Below are 16,202 nucleotides of genomic sequence, written 5' to 3' on the forward strand. Positions count from 1 at the left end.
TTTTACCCCATTTATATTACAATAAATTTGGGTGATGGTGAATGATAATATCTGCGAGTAGAAGGACCGACATTCCGGCCTTTTATGCCGGCTGGTTCATGGATAAAGTGCGAAAGGGCAGGGTTGTGGTCTATAATCCGTTCAACGGCGTAGGGTGGGAAGTGTCGCTCAAGTCCGAAGACGTGGACGCTGTAGTGTTCTGGAGCAAAAACTTCGGGCCCCTCCTTCCAGCCCTTGATGAGCTGAAAGAAAAATACCGCCTTTATTTTTTATTCACCATCACGGGGCTGCACGGCATACTGGAGGATAACGTTATACCCGCCGATGAAGCTGTAGAACAGTTTATCGAAATATCCCGTAAGTTTTCGCCCGGCCACATCCAGTGGAGGTTCGATCCGATAGTCATTACCAATGTCACCGGAGAGGATTTTTACCTGGAGAAGTTTGAATCCATCGCCCGCAAGCTCAAGGGCTATACCCGGCGCTGTTATATCAGCTTTGCGACAATATACGACAAGGTGAAGAGAAACTTTGCCGTGCTCGAGCGGGAAAGGGGTATCCGCCTGACGGAATGGGACGAGGACAAAAAGAGGGATTTTGCCAACCGCCTGGGAAGCATCGCCCGCGATTACGGCATCAGGGTTTACAGCTGCTGCAACGAATTTCTCATTGGTGAATACGTGGAGCGGGGAAGCTGTGTGGATGTGAACTTGATAAATGAGCTTTATTCCGCCGAGATAAAATCGCCGCTACATCCCACAAGACCCGGGTGCGGCTGTTACAAGAGCGTGGACATAGGCGTATACAACACTTGCCCCCACGGCTGCCGCTACTGCTACGCAAATCACGACGCGAAGAAAGCCCTTGAAAATTACAGGTCCCACAACCCCTGTTCGGACTTTCTGGTAAACCGGGAGCTAAAAATGGCAAACAAATAAGGTACTCCCAGATTATTTTGACAAAAAATTTCAAACTTGGTATGATTTATTCGAGGTGGAAAAAGTGGCGAGGACAGCCAAAGACATGACCTCTGAAGAACGTCAAATATACAAAAAATTTTTACGACAAAAATCCATTTTGGAAAAGAAGGCTCTCGAAGAAAGGTATGAAGAGGCCTGGAATTCGGCCAAAAAAGCAGCCGAATTATTATACACGAAATTCAGAGCAGAAAGGGTTTTAGTCTTCGGTTCCCTTACCGACCGATCAAGGTTTAACAAATGGTCGGACATAGATATAGCCGTTTCAGGCCTTGCCGATGAAATATTTTTTAAAGCCGTTGCCGAGGTTACTTCTCTGGATAGCAAATTCAAAATAGATTTAATAGATCTCGATAACTGTGCTGCTTCGCTGAAAGAAAGAATTGATCGGGAGGGGGTGCGGATGTGAACAGTAAATACCTCACACTTTCGGGACGTATAAAACAGGAACTGTCGGAAATTAAAATTAGCATAGAGAGGGCCCGGATAGCCTGGGCCAGGGCTCAGGAATCTTCAGATCCCCTTTACCTGGATAGTGTAGCTTTAAACCTTCACGATTTTTACAGCGGCCTTGAAAGGATATTTGAGCTTATTGCGGAGAATGTTGATGAAACCAAGCCTTCGGGGAGCAGCTGGCATCAGGAATTGTTGAGGCAGATGGCCACTGAAATACCTAAGATACGACCTGCGATTATATCACAGGAATTAAGACAGAGACTTGATGAGTACAGAGCTTTCAGGCATATTGTGAGAAATGTTTACGCTCATAACTTCAAGGCAGACAGGATAAGAATGCTTTTAGAGGATATTGAGGAAGTTTTTTCCAAAACAGAAAACTAGCATTCTGCAATTTTCTAGAAGAACTTTAACCGTAAATTTACGGATTGGGAGAAAGGAGAAAATTCATGGCTAAAGTTTTCGTCACCGGAGGAGCGGGATACATAGGAAGCCATGTGGTAAAGCTCCTTACAAAAAAAGGCTACGAAGTCATGGTTTTCGACAACCTCTCTACGGGCAGGCGGGATGCAGTGCTGGCGGGGGAGTTGGTGGAAGGCGACATACTGGATCACGAAGCCCTCGAGAGGGCTATGGACGAGTTCAGGCCCGACGCTGTGATGCACTTTGCTGCAAAGATCGTCGTGCCCGAGTCGGTGCAAAAGCCGCTTTTATACTACGAGAACAACACCTGCGGCGCGCTGAACCTCCTGAAGGCCATGCGGCGGTGCGGTGTGAACAAACTCATATTCTCTTCCACGGCGGCAGTCTACGGCGAGCCTGCCAGGATGCCCATAACCGAGGATTTTCCCCTCAACCCCGTAAACCCTTACGGGAGGAGCAAGGCCGCGGTGGAGACGGTATTGAAGGACATTTCGGCGGCCGAGGATTTCAGGTACGTATCCCTCAGGTACTTCAATGTGGCCGGGGCGGACCCCGAGGGTAAGATAGGCGAGATGAAGGAGGACGCCACCCACCTCATAACCATGTGCGTGAGAACCGCCTGTGGCAAAAGGGACAAGCTTTACGTCTACGGCACCGACTACCCCACCCACGACGGGACCTGCGTGAGGGATTACATCCACGTAATGGACCTGGCCGATGCCCACATCCTGGCCCTGGAGTACCTGCTTTCCGGGGGGCGAAGTGAAGTGTTCAACTGCGGATACGGCAGGGGCTATTCGGTGCGGGAGGTCGTGGACGAGGCAAAGAAGGTGACCGGCGTGAACTTCCAGGTGGAGTACACGGCCCGGAGGCCGGGGGACCCGCCGGAGCTGGTGGCCGATTCCCGAAAGATAAGGGAAAAGCTGGGATGGAAGCCTCTCTATGACGACCTGGGGTTTATCATAAAAACCGCCTGGGAATGGGAAAAGAAACGATAAACCTTATATTGACGATGAAAGTTAAAGCCGCCTGGAGGCGGTTTTTTATTTTGATGCGGTGAAAAAATAAGACTATGAAGGCAAAGATTCGTCACTTTCTGATATACGGTGCGGCGGGGTGGATAATGGAGATCGCCTTTACGGGAATAGGGTCCATCCTGAGGGGGGATCCTAGGCTTACGGGATGGACGTACCTCTGGATGTTTCCGATATACGGTTCTGCGGTAATGCTAGAACCCGTGCACGATATGATAAGGCATGTGCCCCTCTGGATTAGGGGAATATTCTGGGCCGGCGTCATAATTGCTGTCGAGTATCTGAGCGGTTTTACCATAAGAACGCTTGTGGGTGTATGCCCCTGGGATTACGGGAAAAGTGCTTTTGCAGTGGACGGCCTCATAAGGCTGGATTACGTGCCGTTTTGGTACGTAGTTGGCTTGTTGTTTGAAAGGCTGCATGACCTATTGGATAGAGTGGAGGCTAGAAAATAAATTAAATTGACAAAAATAGGATTTAAGAGTTATGATAGAACAAACACCGGTATATATGAGGTGGTAATTTTGTTTTTGATAAAGGAATTCAAGTTCGATGCGGCCCATAACCTGGTAAAGTATAAAGGCAAATGCGAGAAACTGCACGGCCATACTTACAGGCTGGTGGTAGTGCTGGAAGGAACCCCCGACGCTGAGGGCATGATAATGGACTTTCTGGAGCTCAAAAACATTGTCGAGGAAAACGTGCTGAAATTCCTCGACCACTCGTACATCAATGATTACATCGAACAACCTTCCGCGGAAAACATAGCGGTGTGGGTATGGAGGCGGTTGGAGGAAAGGGTAAAGAGGGAAAATTGCAGGCTTTACGAGGTGCAGGTCTGGGAGACCGCCACCAGCGGGGCCGTCTACAGGGGTGAAGCGCTTGAAGGACGTTCAGAGTGAACGGGATGAAAGAAGGGTGCCGCTGAAAAAGGTCGGTGTGAAAAATATCGAATGGCCCCTCAAGGTGCTGGACAAAAGTAAGGGTTACCAGCATACCGTCGCCAGGATGAGCCTTTCGGTGGATTTAAAGCATTATATAAGAGGAACCCACATGAGCAGATTCGTTGAAGTGCTGAACGACCTTGAGATGCTGAGCCCGAAAGCGCTGGATGACATCCTCACAGACATCAAGGAAAGGTTGAAGGCCGAGAACAGCCACCTGGAGATTTCTTTTCCATATTTTATATGGAAGGTTTCGCCGGTGTCCGGGCTGGAGTCCCCGCTTAAGATCGAAGCAATGATCGAAGCCGAAAAACGTGTCGAGCCTGTCATAACGATGGGGGTTAGGGTGCCGGTTCATACCCTCTGTCCGTGCTCCAAGGAGATAAGCGAAAACGGAGCCCATAACCAGAGAGCGGTAGTGGAAATATACGTAAGGTCCCGCGAAATGATATGGTTTGAGGACCTCGTTGAAATCGCCGAAAAAAACGCCAGCTGTCCCATATATACACTGCTCAAGAGGCCGGATGAAAAATTCGTGACGGAAATGGCGTATAAAAACGCCAAGTTTGTGGAGGATGTAACCAGAGACGTAGCCCTGGAACTGGAAAGGGACGAGAGGATAGAGTGGTATAGGGTCCAGGTGACCAGTTTCGAGAGCATACACAACCATGACGCATTTGCATGCGTTGAAAAGGGGTGGATTGAGGATGTTGCTCGAGATTAGTCCCGAGTTTTTTCGGGCGGAGATGGAAAGGGTAAAAGCCCATCCCGCGTCGTTTCCTATTTTTGAAAGAAAATCAAGGATTATCCTTTTAAAAATCTACGGCGTCCCTTCACCGGGAGCAAACATATTGAAGCAGGAGATGCTCTCGCTGGGCGGGGATGCGGTGGTCCATAAAAATGCGGTGGAATGTAAGGTGCCCGAGTCGGATGTGATACTCCTTGGCACGAGAAAGCACTATGAAGCTCTGATCAAAAAATTGGAAATTGCCAATTATTTCGGTCTGACGCGGGTAAGAAAAGCACTTAAGGATTACCTGGAAAGGCGAAAAGCAGAATATATTGACAGCCCCTGGGGCAGGAGAATAGCCTTCGGGCGTACCCTGGTCATGGGGATAATAAACGTGACGCCGGACTCGTTTTATTCCGGCTCGAGAAAGCAGGACCTGAAGGAGATCCTAAAAACCGCTTCGTATATGGTGGAAAGCGGCGCCGACATCATCGACGTCGGAGGGCTATCAACCCGCCCTGGTTCCGACCCAGTCACGGAAGAAGAAGAGCTGGCCCGGGTCCTTCCTGCAGTAAAAGCTATACGGGAGAGCTTTCCACAGATTCCCATATCGGTAGATACATACAGGGCCGAGGTGGCCCGAAGGTCGCTGCAGGCCGGGGCCGATATAATTAACGACATAAGCGGATTCATGTTTGATGAAAACCTGGTTAAGGTGGCCGCCGAGTTCAGGGCTCCCCTGGTGCTGATGCACATAAAGGGCACACCAAAGGATATGCAGAAGGACCCGCATTACGACGATGTGGTGAGGGAGATAGCCGAATACTTCCTGGAAAGGATGGAATTTGCCGAAGCTGCCGGCGTGGACCCAGATAAGATCATCCTGGACCCGGGGATTGGCTTCGGCAAGCAATACCAGCACAACCTGGAGATCATGGTGCGGCTGGAAGAGTTCAAAAGCCTTAAAAAACCGCTGCTCATAGGAGCGTCCAGGAAGACATTTATAGGGAAGGCCCTGGGCGATGTACCACCCGAAGAAAGGCTGGAAGGCACCCTTGCCGTCACGGCTCTTTGCGTCATGAAAGGCGTTGATATAGTAAGGGTGCACGATGTAAAGGAAAACAGACGAGTGGTAGACCTACTGGAGGCGGTAAAATGCCAAGGGCGTTCATAGCCCTGGGCAGCAACCTGGGGAACCGGGAAAAGAACATCGTGGAAGCCATCGAGCGGATGAAGCGGCGGGGGATAAAAATCCTGAAGATGTCCGGGATAATTGAAACGGAGCCTTACGGGTATACAAAACAGGATAAATTCTTGAACGCTGCCTGCCTCGTTGAAACGGAACTCAACCCCCGGGATCTGATGGACGCCCTGCTGGAAATAGAGAACGACATGGGCCGGGAAAGAAAAATCCGCTGGGGGCCCAGGAACATAGACCTGGACCTGATATTTTACGAGGACCTGGTGATAAGGGAAGAAGGCCTCACAATACCGCACCCCGATGCTCACAACAGGCCGTTCGTAATGGGGCCGATTGCCGAAATAGACCCCGATTACCGGCACCCCGTCTTGAAAAAAAGCGTAGGGGAAATATACAGGACGTTGCTGTAATAATATTGTAATAAAATTATAAAGATAATATTATTTACAAAAACACCCGTAACTGATATGATGAATCCAAAGTAAAAGAAATTATAGAGAGAAGCTGATTTTGATGGGGTCAAAAAGCGAAAGGGGTCTTGTCGTTATCCTTGTCCTCGTAACGATGGTATTTGGGATGGTTTTTGGGTTAATGCTGGCTCTCCTGACGGAGGGTTACCTCCCCTGGGTAATGGGAGCGGTATATGGTTCCGGCACCGGAGAAACGAAACAGGTCATTTCTGAAAGCACCGATGTCACCGGCGAGGAGTATTATACCGGCGAGCTAAACACGCTGCTCGCGAGAAGGTATTTCGGGGTGGAAAGTTCTAATTTACGGGGATCGAAAAAAAGGAAGATAGCATACCTTACCTTTGACGACGGTCCCAGCGCCAATACCGATGCAATACTGGAAGTGCTGGACAGGTACGGGGTAAAGGCTACCTTTTTCGTAAACGGCTGGATGAAGAAAGATTACGCAAAAATGTACAGGAAGATCTACGCGGCGGGCCACGGGCTTGGCAATCACACCTACAGCCACCGGTATGAATTGATCTACTCGTCGGTGGAAAACTTCATGGCGGACCTTAAAAAAGAGGAGGAGCTGATCTACGAGGCGGTGGGAATAAGGCCGCGGATCATCCGCTTTCCCGGCGGTTCGGACAACAGGGTGAGCATAAGGTTTGGCGGGCCGGAAATTATGAAAAAAATCATAGATCGGATCACGAAAGAGGGGTATACCTACGTGGACTGGAACGCCATTACCGGCGACGCCCTAAAGCCGCCACCTTCGAAGGAAGAGATGATGAACTACGTTAAGCAAACGACCAAAGGCAAAGACACGGTGGTGCTGCTCATGCACGACATGGACTCAAAGAAAAGCACCCTCGAAATACTGCCCTGGATAATCGAATACCTGAGAAAAGAAGGTTATGAATTCGGGGTAATAGATGAAAATATGGCAAATATCGATGCGATCAACAGGACCAAACTGTGATAAAATTAAATTATAACGGTAAAAACCTGAAAAAGGACAGGGAGTGCTTATATTGAAAAAAATCGGGTTCATCTGTACGGGAAATTCGGCACGAAGCCAGATGGCGGAAGGCTTCGGCAGGTACTTTGCAGCAAAATTGGGTAAGCAGGTAGAAGTTTACTCGGCGGGGTCAAACCCGGCGGGTTTCGTTCATCCTCTGGCAGTAAGATGCATGGAGGAAGTGGGAATAGACATTTCCGGCTACAGGTCCAAATCCCTGGACGACGTACCTTACCAAGACCTCGATATAATAATCACCCTTTGCGGGAATGCGGCAGAAAACTGCCCGCACGTACCCGGAAAGGACGTAAGGCACTGGGGGCTCCCGGACCCCGCCGGAGCCGAAGGTAGCGAGGAACAGAGGCTGGATGCGTTTAGAAAGGTAAGGGATGAGATAAAAATCAGAGTAAAGGATCTAATAGAATCTGTTTAGGGAGGAAGTGTAAATTGGCGAGTGCTGTTATAATTACCGATACCTCCAGCGACCTTCCGGAGGATATCATAAAAGGCCTGCCGGTAAAGGTGCTTTCTATGCCGGTGGCCTTAAAAGACAATCCTGAAAAAGACATCTCTCATCTTTCTATAAAGGAATTTTACGACCTCATGCAAAAGGGCGAAATCATGCCCACCACTTCCCAGGTCAACGCGGCGAGATTCATAGAATGTTTTAAAGAGTGCCTGGAACAGGGACAAACCCCCATAGTTATAGGGCTTTCCTCCAAACTGACGAAAAGCTTCGAAGCCGCTCTTGTAGCCAGAAACAGCATGCCGGATGGGGATAAGATAAAAATCATCGACTCCAAATGCGCAAGCCTGGGTCTGGGACTTGTGGTGCTCAAAGCTGCCCGGATGGCCGCGGAAGGCCGGGAAGCCGATGAGATCGTTAGAGTCGTCGAGCCTTACGCCCACCACATGGAGCACATATTTACGGTGGATTCTCTGGACCACCTGAAAAGGGGAGGAAGGATATCGGCGGCCCAAGCCTTTGTGGGCGGTTTGCTTAACATAAAGCCGATCCTGCACTTTGTGGACGGGGCGATTCATCCCCTGGAAAAGGTGAGGGGCAGGAAGAACGCCGTTCGCCGGATGCTGGAGATAATGGAAGAGAGGGCAAAGGATGTGGAAAATCAGGTGGTGGGTATAAGCCACGCGGATGACGAGGAAATGGCTTTAGAGCTGGCGGAAGCCGTAAGGCAGAGGTTCAATCCGCGGGAAATCGTAATTTCCTGGATCGGGCCGGTAATCGGGGCCCATGCAGGCCCGGGGACGCTGGCCCTGTTTTTCCAGAATGCTTAATAAAACAAGCTGCCCTTTATAAGGCGCAGCTTGTTTTATTTCAGTCTTCCAGCAGTCGTTTTTCTCCCTGAAGTTCCTTTATACGGCTGATTTCCTGGGTGACTTCGATAGTACCCATGTAGTTTCCGGCCTCGTCCCTGACGGCAAAGTAGCGGATGTAAACCAGCTTTCCATGGAGGTTTATCCAGAATTCCTCCACGTCCTTTTTACCCTCTTTGAAGTTCCGGAGGATCTTTTCCACGATGTGGAAGCTGGCGGGCGGATGGCAGTTCTGCACCTTCCTGCCTATTATGGTCTTTGGCCTTGTAAAGATGCGTTCCTTGCTGGCCGAGAAGTACCTGACGGTGTCGTCCTTGTCCACAAAGGTTATATCTACCGGCAGGTGGTTGAAAATGAGCTCGATTTCTTTTGGAGTCAGCATGCCTGTGGGAAACTTAACGAACCCTTTTGTAGTGTCATCGGCGATGGTGTCGCCCATTTTATCGAGGTCCACCCTCTGGGGTTTCCATTCGGCTTCGGGCTCCACCAGGCAATAGCCGATCTCGTCCTCGGACCTATATATTTCGTACCATTCGTCCTCGGTCAGCTTCTGTTCGGCCGTGGGCAGGAGGATTTTCTCCTCTTTAAAGATCATTTCTTTGATCTTATTTGTGAGGGCCGTTACCTTTTCCACTACCTCGGCCTTCGAGCCCGGGCGGTAGTTGTAAAGCATATCCCTTACCTGTTTGAGGTCGTTTCTGATTTCGTCGTCCACACCCCACATTACCTTGGACGGTCCGTAAATGCCGTATTTCTCCAGGTAAGGAAAAAGGAGTTCTTCCTTCCGCTTGTAGTGCTTTTCAACGTCAAAAAGAAGGTTTACCTTTTCCAGAAGTGACAGGGCGGCTTCTCTTTCGCTTTCGGCCGGAGCGTTATTAAATTCTTCGAGACGCGGGTTTATCTCGGCGTCGATCAGCTTTTCGATAGCCCGGTTTTCCTTAAAGAAAGTATTGAGCGGGTGCCCTGGGATGGCGTGGGGCTCGGGCTTTTGCTCCAGGACGTCCTTGAAAATGGCCGCGTGCACGTCGCAGAGCCGCTGGACCTCTTCCACCGGCATGCCTTCCTGTATGAGCGCCTGCTCCATGGCAGAGACTTCTTCGGCGGATACATCCTTAATGATCTCTTTAAACCTCTGCTTCACCTCATCCGCGCTTTTTCCCCTGTGAAGGTCCATTATAAGTTCCTTCAGGGCTTTAATGCGGTATTCCCGGTTATGTATAAGTTCCGACACACAGATCACCTCCTGCAATCGCTGTTAAAGTCTGGTTCCCTTAAGGGTTAAATACCACCGCAAGGAACATCTTAAATCTTTCCACCGCATAAAGGGCATGGGGAATGCCTGCGGGCATCACTATCATCTGGCCGGCCTTCAGGCGGAACTTTCTGTCTCCTACGGTTATTTCGGCCTCGCCGTCCAGGATCTGAACCAGGGCGTCACCGGGAGAGGAGTGAGCGCTGATTTCTTCTCCTTTGTCGAAAGCGAACAGGGTGAGAGTCACATTTTTGCCCTGAGCCAGGGTGCGGCTTTCGACCCTGCCCTCCCTATAATCGACAAGGTCCCCGATATCATGCACTTCGGCATGGGTTATGTTTTTGATAAGGTTTTTGGCGTTTTCCATTTTATATACCTCCGGATAATCCGATTTCTTTTCTATATTCTATCAATTTGTGATAAAATATGTATGACATTTATCACATTTTACAGGACGGAGGGGTGTTTTTATGAAACCCGCCGGCGATAGAAAGGGGAAATACACCTATAAGGATTACCTTACCTGGACCGGGGACGGCAGGTGGCAGTTGATAGACGGGATTGCCTACGATATGAGCCCTTCCGCTTCGCTGGAGCATCAGAGAGTTTTGAGGAAGATGCTTGTAAGACTTGATCTTTTTCTTACGGGCAAAAACTGCGTAGTATTCAGCGCGCCTTTTGATGTAAGGTTGCCGGAAGGAGATGAAGAAGACGAAGACGTAAGGACGGTAGTCCAGCCCGATATACTGGTAGTCTGCGATAGATCAAAACTAGATAAAAAAGGATGCAGAGGGGCGCCGGATCTGATAATCGAAATAGTATCACATTCATCCGCATCGATGGATTACATTAAAAAACTGAATTTATACGAAAGGCATGGTGTAAAGGAATACTGGATAGCCAATCCGGAAAACAGGACCGTAATGGTATACAGGCTCAACAGCGAGGGAGAATACGGGGTACCGGAAATTTGCCCCGACCGGGGTGAGATCAGGTCTGCTGTCCTAGAAGGGTTTTCAGTGAATTTAGGAGAAATATTCGATTAAAAAACAAGAGTTAAGGGGGATTTTCAAAGGTGATACAAGACTTCAAAGGGAAAAGACCCGATATCCATCAAAGCTGTTTTATTGCGCCCACCGCCGACATCATAGGGGATGTTACGGTGGGGGAGAACTCCAGCGTTTGGCACCGGGCGGTGCTGAGGGGAGACATCAACAGCATAAAGATAGGGGCCAATTCCAATATCCAGGACGGCACTGTAATCCACGTCGCCGAAGAGCACCCGGTGACGATCGGAGACTACGTGACGGTCGGGCACAGTGCCATTCTTCACGGGTGCACCATTAAGGACAACGCCCTCATCGGCATGGGCGCCATCGTGCTTGACGGTGCCGTCGTAGGCGAGGGAGCCCTGGTAGGGGCCGGCTCGTTGGTGCCCGAGGGCAAGGAAATCCCTCCTTACAGCCTGGCCATAGGGATACCGGCGAAAGTAGTAAGGCAGCTCACCCGGGAACAGATAGAAAAGATAAAAAAGAACGCCGAAGACTACGTGGAATGGGCGAAAGAATTCATGCAGGAATGAGATTTAATTTCTTACGAAAAAGCAGGATTTTTCATACAAATGTCGAATAATATTTTAATAAACGGCCATCGGAGGCCGTTAAGTATCCGACCGTGAGGAGGTCACCAGACGGAAAATAGGCCGGCAATGGATGCTGTAGCCATATAAATAAGGCAATAGTTTTTGGGGGAGATGTTTTTGCTTATCGCTGTGATTGATGGGCAGGGGGGCGGTATCGGAAAACATATTACTGCCAAGATACGCAAGGAATTGCCCCCGGAGGTGGAAATCCTGGCTTTAGGCACTAACGCTATGGCCACGGCGGCCATGCTTAAAGCCGGGGCCAATGAAGGGGCTACGGGAGAAAACGCTATTGTGAGGAATGTTCCCCGCGTGGATGTGATCGTAGGCCCGCTGGCTATTGTGCTGGCGGAGAGCATGCTCGGCGAAGTTACGCCTCGAATGGCGGCCAGTATAGCAGCCAGTCCTGCCTTAAAATTGCTCCTTCCCATCAACCGCTCGGGGGTAGAAGTGATCGGGGTTGCCAATGAGCCCTTGCCTCACCTAATAGATTCCCTTGTAGACCGGCTAAAGGAGTTGGTCGAGGCGAAAGACAGGGTAGATGGCCGGGGCGAGTAGCAAGGAGGAGTCGGTATGTGCGAAGCCAATGTTTATATTTTAAAGGACGACAGGGAAGAATTGGTTTTAGAGAGCGTGGATAAGGTAATTCCTCAAGAAGAGGGTATTCTGCTGGAAGACATTTTTGGCAAAAGAAAATTAGTGCGGGCTCGGATTAAAGAGATGGCTTTAGTGAATCATAGAATAATCCTGGAAGAAATTAAATGAGAGCGTGAAAACCTTACCATGGAGGTATGAAAAAGCCACGGAGGCTTTTGTAAAAGCTTCTCGTGGATTATTTTTTTAAAGAGGTGGTAATATGCATATTCCGGACGGTTTTCTAGATGCAAAAACCTGGATGAGCGCTGCGGCTTTAAGCAGCGTTGCCGTGGGTTACAGCATTAAAAAAACTCGGGATTCCCTCGGGGATCGGCAAGCGCCGGCTCTGGGGGTAATGGCTGCCTTTATTTTTGCCGCTCAGATGGTTAACTTCCCGGTGGGGGGAGGGACTTCCGGGCACCTTTTAGGTGCTGCCCTGGCTACAGCTCTGCTGGGTCCCTGGGGAGCCTGCCTTGTCTTAGCCACGGTAGTTATTATTCAAGCTCTTTTCTTTGCCGACGGCGGCATTACGGTACTGGGAGCAAATATATTAAATATGGCGGTGATAGCACCTTTGGTGTCTCATTTGATTTATAAATTCCTCGGTGCCGGACGGCCGCTGGCTATTTTCCTCGGCAGCTGGTGTTCTATCTTCTTATCTGCTATAGCTGTTGCGCTGCAACTGGCCCTCTCGGGTACAATTCCCCTTTCGGTGGTGCTGCCGGCTATGGCAGGGTGGCACGCGTTAATCGGTATAGGTGAAGGTTTAATAACCTGTGCGGTATACGCTTTTATTACCCGCAACGGTTTGCTGGAACCTGCGGTTAGATACTACGGAGCGGAGGCGAAAAGATGATGGCGGCCAAAATGAAAGGCAACATCTCAGTCATTTTACTTATTGCTCTGGCGATAGGGGCTTTTTTGTCACCTTTAGCTTCTCCCGACCCCGACGGGTTGGAACGCGTGGCAGAAGATCAAGGGTTTATACATCTGGCGGAAGGTAAAGAAGTGATTGCCGGCTTAATGCCGGACTACATATTTCCGGGAATCGGGAACGAAGCACTGGCCACCGCCCTGGCGGGGGTAACCGGTACCATCTTTACCTTTGGGGTTATGTTTTTGTTGAGCAGGTCTTTTGTTAAAACGAGACAAGAATAGGTAGGTGCCTCCTGTGTACGAGATGAATCTACATCGAGCAGAAAGCCGGTTTTCGCTCCGGCAGGATAATGGCCTTTCCCCCCTACATAAAATGGAACCCAGAGCCAAATTAATAGCTATAATTGGATTTATATGTCTGGTGACCGGTCTTTCTTCCTTTTCGCTCCTTATTATAGGTGCCGCTTTTCTGGGAATATTAATAACCCTGTCCGGCTTATCGTGGAGGTGGTTGGCCGGACGTTTGGCATGGGTGGTACCCACGGCCGCCTGCTTAATCCTGCTGCTGCCGGTTGTAACCCCCGGCGAGCTGTGGATGCAGGTGACTTTAGGGCCCTGGGCGGTTATATTGACAAGGCAGGGAGTGCAGCGGGCCTTTCTGCTAATCTTGCGGCTGATTATCGCTCTTCTAGCCGTTATTTTGCTTGTAGGTACCACTCCTTTTAGCGAAATAATGCTGGCTTTAAAGAGTTTGCGAGTACCACCGGTGCTTGTACAACTGATAGAATTGGCCGTTAGATATTTATTCGTCATCGGCGATGAATTGAATCGCATGTATATTGCCCGCAGGGCCCGTTGTTTTAAAGCCGGCCGTAGCCTGGCGGCAACATACACTTTTTATACTTTAGGCCAGCTTATAGGAACCCTTTTCCTGCGTTCCTGGCAGCGGAGCGAACGTATATACCTTGCCATGCTGGCCCGGGGCTTTACGGGGAGCTATCGTGTGCCCGGCCATTCCACCCGGCCGGCTGGGCGCGATCTCGCGTGGAGCTTGGGCATCCTCGGTACCGCTTTGGGCTTACGGCTGTTAGAACTGGGGGGATTGACGTGGATCATATCATACAGGTAGAAGACCTGCACTACAGGTATAAAGACGGTACAGAAGCCCTGCGGGGCCTTTCATTATTTATCGAGCGCGGAAGGAAGGTAGCGTTGCTCGGGCCTAACGGAGCGGGTAAGTCCACTCTACTGCTGCATTTTAACGGTATCTACCTCCCGCAGCGGGGCAGAGTATATGTGGCGGGCCGCGAAGTTACTGCGGAAACAGAGTACTGGGTGCGCTCGCGGGTAGGTTTGGTATTTCAGGACCCGGATGATCAGGTCTTTTCTTCAACCGTGGAGGAAGATGTGGCCTTCGGTCCGCGAAATCTAGGCCTTGCGCCCGCCGAGATCGAGGAGCGGGTGCGGGCTGCTCTGGATGCAGTGGGCATGCAGGCCTACAGGCATAAACCTCCGTATCACCTCAGTTACGGCCAGAAAAAGCGGGTGGCTATCGCCGGGGTTTTGGCAATGGTTCCCGAAATTATTGTAATGGATGAACCTATGGCGTATCTTGACCCTGCAGGACAGGCCGGTGTTAGGACAATCCTGGACGAATTGCACCGGCAGGGCAAGACCCTCATTGTGGCTACCCACGATGTGGATTTTGCGGCTTCATGGGCTGAGGTAATAATTATTTTGAAGGAAGGTCGAGTGCTAGCCTATGGCGGGCCCGAGCTCTTGCTGGATGAAAACGTGGTAGCCGCCGCCGGACTGCGTTTGCCTCTGATAGCCCAGGTCTTCCATGGCTTTATTCCGGAGCAAAGCAGGTTACCCCGTGATGTCCAGAGCGCCAGGATGCTTTTAAATTCACTCTTGACACATTCTGCTGAAAATTGCTAAAATAACAAATGTAGGATGTCAGACATCTGGGCAACCGGAGGGAGAGGGGGGACGGGGTGGATTAAAACCTGCATCCGGTGTTTGGAAGTTTAAACCACTAAATCTTTAGGAGGGATTTTTTTCATGAAGGTCCGTAAAATTTTAGCGTTGGGCCTGATTTTTATGCTGGTGGCAGCTTTGCTTGTGGGATGTTCCAAGCAGGAGCAGCCGGCCCAGCAACAACAGCAGGGGCAGCAGGAACAGGGGAAGGAGAAAATAAAGGTCGGCCTGGTATTTGACGTGGGCGGACGCGGCGACCTTTCCTTCAACGACAGCGCTTACGCAGGCCTTGAAAAGGCCAAGAAGGATTTTGGCGATAAGATTGAAGTGGAGTACAGAGAGCCCTCGGGAGGCGGCCAGGACAGGGAGCAGCTTTTGAGACTTCTCGCCGAGAACGGTTTTGACCTCATTTTCGGCGTGGGCTTCCTCTTCACGGATCACATCCAGAAAGTTGCCCAGGAGTTCCCGGATGTGAAATTCGCGCTTATCGACGGTGCTATAGACGGGCTTGACGAGAATTCCAACGTGACCTGCCTGCTCTTCAAAGAGCACGAAGGGTCTTTCCTGGTCGGAGCCGCCGCAGCCATGAAGTCCAAGACCGGTAAGATAGGGTTTGTGGGCGGAATGAAGACACCTCTCATAGAGAGGTTTGAAGCCGGCTATATGGCGGGCGCCAAGTACGTCAACCCGAATATTGAGATCCTCTCGGACTACATAGGTACCACCAGTGAAGCTTTCAAAGACCCGGTGAGGGGTAAGGAACTGGCTCTGAAACAGTTTAAAGACGGTGCCGATGTGATCTATCACGCTTCCGGCGCTTCCGGTATAGGTGTCATTGAAGCCGCCACAGCAGAAAAGAAGTTTGCAATAGGAGTGGATTCCGATCAGTCCCTGACTGCCAAAGAAGACCAGAGGCCGTACATACTCACCAGTATGGTTAAAAGTGTCGATGTGGCCGTTTACGAGACCATCAAAGCCCTGATAGAGGGCAACTTCAAGGGCGGATACTCGATATTCGGCCTTGCCGAGAACGGCGTAAGCTATGCCGTGAACGACTACAACAAAGAGCTGATTTCGGACATACAGCCCAAGCTCGACGAAATCAAGGACAAGATAATAAAGGGCGAAATAAAAGTGCCGGTTGACAAAAAGGAATACAATGAATATCTAAAGAGCTACTTTAAGTAACAGCTTCGGGGGTGGCGTTAACCTTGTCACCCCCGTTTTTACAATCCCCGAACGG

At 50.2% G+C, this 16,202-nt stretch carries 23 protein-coding genes; 21 read left to right on the forward strand and 2 right to left on the reverse strand.

The features are described from left to right. The first annotated feature begins 41 nt into the window (after positions 1-41). The 12 genes from TOCE_RS02860 to TOCE_RS02915 all read left to right on the forward strand — a co-directional run bounded on the left by TOCE_RS02860 (position 42) and on the right by TOCE_RS02915 (position 8,534). Positions 42-938 (forward strand): DUF1848 domain-containing protein, encoded by an 897-nt coding sequence (locus TOCE_RS02860; protein WP_013275387.1) that lies wholly within the window; start codon positions 42-44, stop codon positions 936-938. 64 nt (positions 939-1,002) lie between these two features. Then, positions 1,003-1,386 (forward strand): nucleotidyltransferase family protein, encoded by a 384-nt coding sequence (locus TOCE_RS02865; RefSeq protein WP_013275388.1) that lies wholly within the window; start codon positions 1,003-1,005, stop codon positions 1,384-1,386. After that, positions 1,383-1,817: a ribonuclease toxin HepT-like protein gene (locus tag TOCE_RS02870; RefSeq protein ID WP_013275389.1), complete on the forward strand. Its 435-nt coding sequence runs from the start codon at positions 1,383-1,385 to the stop codon at positions 1,815-1,817. The genes TOCE_RS02865 and TOCE_RS02870 overlap by 4 nt, the downstream gene beginning before the upstream one ends. A gap of 65 nt (positions 1,818-1,882) precedes the next feature. Next, a complete protein-coding gene (gene galE, locus TOCE_RS02875) occupies positions 1,883-2,854 on the forward strand; it encodes a UDP-glucose 4-epimerase GalE (RefSeq protein ID WP_013275390.1) in 972 nt (323 codons plus the stop codon). A gap of 74 nt (positions 2,855-2,928) precedes the next feature. Continuing rightward, positions 2,929-3,345, forward strand: a complete 417-nt coding sequence (locus TOCE_RS02880; protein ID WP_041423840.1) for a putative ABC transporter permease — start codon at positions 2,929-2,931, stop codon at positions 3,343-3,345. A 69-nt stretch (positions 3,346-3,414) separates the two neighbouring features. Next, entirely contained in the window at positions 3,415-3,792 is a 378-nt protein-coding gene (gene queD / locus TOCE_RS02885; RefSeq protein ID WP_013275392.1) for a 6-carboxytetrahydropterin synthase QueD, read from the forward strand. Further along, a complete protein-coding gene (gene folE2 / locus TOCE_RS02890; protein ID WP_013275393.1) occupies positions 3,773-4,558 on the forward strand; it encodes a GTP cyclohydrolase FolE2 in 786 nt (261 codons plus the stop codon). The genes queD and folE2 overlap by 20 nt, the downstream gene beginning before the upstream one ends. Next, positions 4,542-5,738, forward strand: coding sequence for a dihydropteroate synthase (gene folP, locus TOCE_RS02895; RefSeq protein WP_013275394.1), 1,197 nt, complete (start codon positions 4,542-4,544; stop codon positions 5,736-5,738). Before folE2 ends, folP begins: the two co-directional genes overlap by 17 nt. Beyond that, entirely contained in the window at positions 5,720-6,175 is a 456-nt protein-coding gene (gene folK, locus TOCE_RS02900; RefSeq protein ID WP_013275395.1) for a 2-amino-4-hydroxy-6-hydroxymethyldihydropteridine diphosphokinase, read from the forward strand. The genes folP and folK overlap by 19 nt, the downstream gene beginning before the upstream one ends. 103 nt (positions 6,176-6,278) lie before the next feature. Beyond that, positions 6,279-7,199, forward strand: a complete 921-nt coding sequence (locus tag TOCE_RS02905; RefSeq protein WP_013275396.1) for a polysaccharide deacetylase family protein — start codon at positions 6,279-6,281, stop codon at positions 7,197-7,199. Positions 7,200-7,251: 52 nt separating this feature from the next. Beyond that, positions 7,252-7,671, forward strand: coding sequence for an arsenate reductase ArsC (locus TOCE_RS02910; RefSeq protein ID WP_013275397.1), 420 nt, complete (start codon positions 7,252-7,254; stop codon positions 7,669-7,671). Between the two features lie 14 nt (positions 7,672-7,685). After that, entirely contained in the window at positions 7,686-8,534 is an 849-nt protein-coding gene (locus tag TOCE_RS02915; RefSeq protein ID WP_013275398.1) for a DegV family protein, read from the forward strand. Between the two features lie 40 nt (positions 8,535-8,574). Here the strand turns inward: TOCE_RS02915 and TOCE_RS02920 are convergent, their stop codons facing one another. Together TOCE_RS02920 and TOCE_RS02925 are read right to left on the reverse strand one after the other, a co-directional pair. Beyond that, positions 8,575-9,804, reverse strand: a complete 1,230-nt coding sequence (locus TOCE_RS02920) for a DUF438 domain-containing protein (protein WP_013275399.1) — start codon at positions 9,802-9,804, stop codon at positions 8,575-8,577. Between the two features lie 40 nt (positions 9,805-9,844). Further along, a complete protein-coding gene (locus tag TOCE_RS02925; RefSeq protein ID WP_013275400.1) occupies positions 9,845-10,192 on the reverse strand; it encodes a cupin domain-containing protein in 348 nt (115 codons plus the stop codon). A 103-nt stretch (positions 10,193-10,295) separates the two neighbouring features. Between TOCE_RS02925 and TOCE_RS02930 the strand changes: the two genes are divergently transcribed. From TOCE_RS02930 to TOCE_RS02970, 9 genes are all read left to right on the forward strand, one after another. Then, entirely contained in the window at positions 10,296-10,871 is a 576-nt protein-coding gene (locus TOCE_RS02930; RefSeq protein ID WP_013275401.1) for a Uma2 family endonuclease, read from the forward strand. Between the two features lie 29 nt (positions 10,872-10,900). After that, the gene (locus TOCE_RS02935; RefSeq protein ID WP_013275402.1) at positions 10,901-11,407 is read left to right on the forward strand and encodes a gamma carbonic anhydrase family protein; all 507 of its coding nucleotides are present in this window, start codon (positions 10,901-10,903) and stop codon (positions 11,405-11,407) included. A gap of 177 nt (positions 11,408-11,584) precedes the next feature. Next, positions 11,585-12,025: a DUF3842 family protein gene (locus tag TOCE_RS02940; protein ID WP_013275403.1), complete on the forward strand. Its 441-nt coding sequence runs from the start codon at positions 11,585-11,587 to the stop codon at positions 12,023-12,025. A 15-nt stretch (positions 12,026-12,040) separates the two neighbouring features. Further along, a complete protein-coding gene (locus tag TOCE_RS02945) occupies positions 12,041-12,232 on the forward strand; it encodes a CooT family nickel-binding protein (protein WP_013275404.1) in 192 nt (63 codons plus the stop codon). A gap of 91 nt (positions 12,233-12,323) precedes the next feature. Continuing rightward, positions 12,324-12,959, forward strand: a complete 636-nt coding sequence (locus tag TOCE_RS02950; protein ID WP_013275405.1) for an energy-coupling factor ABC transporter permease — start codon at positions 12,324-12,326, stop codon at positions 12,957-12,959. Next, complete coding sequence (locus tag TOCE_RS02955; RefSeq protein WP_013275406.1) at positions 12,956-13,261, forward strand: PDGLE domain-containing protein; 306 nt, start codon at positions 12,956-12,958, stop codon at positions 13,259-13,261. The genes TOCE_RS02950 and TOCE_RS02955 overlap by 4 nt, the downstream gene beginning before the upstream one ends. 22 nt (positions 13,262-13,283) lie before the next feature. Next, positions 13,284-14,108 (forward strand): cobalt ECF transporter T component CbiQ, encoded by an 825-nt coding sequence (gene cbiQ / locus TOCE_RS02960; RefSeq protein WP_281054648.1) that lies wholly within the window; start codon positions 13,284-13,286, stop codon positions 14,106-14,108. Further along, positions 14,087-14,920, forward strand: coding sequence for an ATP-binding cassette domain-containing protein (locus TOCE_RS02965; protein WP_013275408.1), 834 nt, complete (start codon positions 14,087-14,089; stop codon positions 14,918-14,920). The genes cbiQ and TOCE_RS02965 overlap by 22 nt, the downstream gene beginning before the upstream one ends. A gap of 123 nt (positions 14,921-15,043) precedes the next feature. Continuing rightward, a complete protein-coding gene (locus tag TOCE_RS02970) occupies positions 15,044-16,147 on the forward strand; it encodes a BMP family lipoprotein (RefSeq protein ID WP_013275409.1) in 1,104 nt (367 codons plus the stop codon). The last annotated feature ends 55 nt before the right edge of the window (positions 16,148-16,202 follow it).

It is taken from the genome of Thermosediminibacter oceani DSM 16646, from assembly GCF_000144645.1.
GTDB lineage: Bacteria > Bacillota > Thermosediminibacteria > Thermosediminibacterales > Thermosediminibacteraceae > Thermosediminibacter > Thermosediminibacter oceani.